The sequence below is a fragment of the Pseudomonas brassicae genome, from assembly GCF_010671725.1.
Classification (GTDB): Bacteria; Pseudomonadota; Gammaproteobacteria; order Pseudomonadales; family Pseudomonadaceae; genus Aquipseudomonas; species Aquipseudomonas brassicae.
The window spans coordinates 1-2,076 of record NZ_JAAHBU010000609.1; the positions used below are offsets into that span (position 1 = coordinate 1).

At 66.7% G+C, this 2,076-nt stretch carries 1 protein-coding gene and 2 pseudogenes; all 3 read left to right on the forward strand.

What is annotated here, in order from left to right:
* Window positions 1-1,180 (forward strand): annotated as a pseudogene (locus tag G3436_RS26590) (phytase); the annotation flags it as partial.
* Window positions 1,181-1,267: 87 nt separating this feature from the next.
* Window positions 1,268-1,984: a protein TolQ gene (gene tolQ, locus G3436_RS26595; protein ID WP_163951326.1), complete on the forward strand. Its 717-nt coding sequence runs from the start codon at window positions 1,268-1,270 to the stop codon at window positions 1,982-1,984.
* Window positions 1,985-1,997: 13 nt separating this feature from the next.
* Window positions 1,998-2,076 (forward strand): annotated as a pseudogene (locus G3436_RS26600) (protein TolR); the annotation flags it as partial.

Below are 2,076 nucleotides of genomic sequence, written 5' to 3' on the forward strand. Positions count from 1 at the left end.
CAACCGCGAACTGGAAGCCAGCCTGCACCTGCTGCAGCGCAGTGCCGGGCACTGGCAACGTGTCGGCAAGCTCGCGCTGGCAGGGCTCGACGACCCTGAGCAGGTCAGTGCACGGCCGTCAGCCAAGGGCCTGGAGTTGTTGCTGGTCGACGACGCCGGGGGCGCGTACCGCCATGCTGGGCTGGGCCCCGCAGGCGCTCGCGGCGCCACCGCGCAGCGTGCAACTGGCGGCGCAGGAGCAGACCGACGGTGTGCCCAGCCTGGGCGATGCTGCAGACGATCCGGCGATCTGGGTCAACACGCGCCAACCCGAGCACAGCCGGGTGCTGGGCACCGACAAGAAAGGTGGGCTGCTGGTCTATGACCTGGCCGCAAACAGGTGCAGCACCTACCCGTAGGGCGGCTCAACAACGTCGACCTGCGCCCCGGCTTTACCCTCGGCAAGCGCCAGGTGGACCTTGCCGTGGCCAGCAACCGCGACCACAACAGCCTGCACCTGTTCGCCATCGACCCGGCCAGCGGTGTGCTCAGTGACATCGGTCTGCTTGCCACGCCGCTCAAGGCGATCTACGGGCTGTGCATGTTCAAGGATCGCCAGGGTGCCCTGTATGCCGTGGTCAACGACAAGGACGGCACCTTCCTGCAGTACCGCCTCGATGGCACCAGCGGCAAGCCGCTCGGCCAGATGGTGCGGCGCTTCAACACCGCGACCCAGCCCGAAGGCTGCGTGGCCGACGACCGCAACGAACGCCTGTTCATCGGCGAAGAGGATGTCGCGGTATGGGCCCTGGATGCGCGTGCCGACGCACCGAGCAGCCTGGACAAGGTCATTGCCGTCGGCGGCCCGCTGCACGACGACGTCGAGGGCCTGGCGCTCTATCACGGCAGGCAGCGCGATTACCTGGTGATTTCCAGCCAGGGCAACGACGCCTATGTGGTGCTCGAGGCCCAGGCGCCGTACCGGCTGCGCGGCAGCTTCCAGGTCGGCCTGAACGCGGCGCGCCACATCGATGGCGCTTCGCAGACCGATGGCCTGGAAGTCACCTCGGCCAACCTCGGCGGGCCGTGGAGCGCCGGCCTGCTGGTGGTGCAGGACGGCCGCAAACGGATGCCCGAGGGCAGCCAGAACTTCAAGTATGTGCCCTGGTCGGCCGTCGCCGACGCGCTGGGCCTGGAATAAGGCGCAGGGCGTGGCGCTGTCATCAACGCGCAACGCCGCGCCCGTCAACTGTGGGCCCGATGGCCCGAAACAACCAAGGAAACCGTCATGCACAACCCCCCTCATTCCGACCACATGACCGTGTGGGGCCTGATCAGCGACGCCAGCCTCGTGGTGCAGGCCGTCATGCTGTGCCTGCTGCTGGCCTCGTTGCTCAGCTGGTACCTGATCGTTCAGCGCGGTGGCGTACTGCGCCGCAGCGAGCAACTGGCCAAGGCGTTTCTCAAGCGCTTTCGTACCGACGAGATCGGCGCGCTGTACCGCGAGGGCACCCAGCAGACGCTGCCGGCGGATGCCGCCCTGCAACGTATCTTCCTGGCCGGCTACCAGAGTTTCAGCCAGCTCCAGCCGCATGCCGGCGGCAATCTCGACAGCGTACTCGACGGGGTCGAGCGCAGCCTGGCGGTGGTCATTGCCGAGCAGGAAGAACGCCTGGAAAAAGGCTTGCCATTCCTTGCCACGGTTGGCTCGGTGAGCCCTTACATTGGCCTGTTTGGCACGGTGTGGGGGATCATGAACTCCTTTCTGGGCCTGTCCCAGGTGCAGCAGGCCACGCTGTCCACCGTGGCACCGGGCATTGCCGAAGCACTGATCGCCACCGCCATCGGCCTGTTTGCAGCGATCCCGGCGGTGATGGCCTACAACCGTTTCTCGGCCCGCAGCCAGACCCTGGTCGCGCGCTATTACGCGTTTGCCAACGAACTGCAAGGGCGCCTGCATCGCCGGCTCAACGGCGGCGCATCGACCATGGCTGCGGCCGCCTGAGGAGGGCATGAGGATGCTGGCTCGAGCGACCCGCAAACATGGCCTCAAGGCCGAAATGAACGTGGTGCCCTACATCGACGTGATGCTGGTAC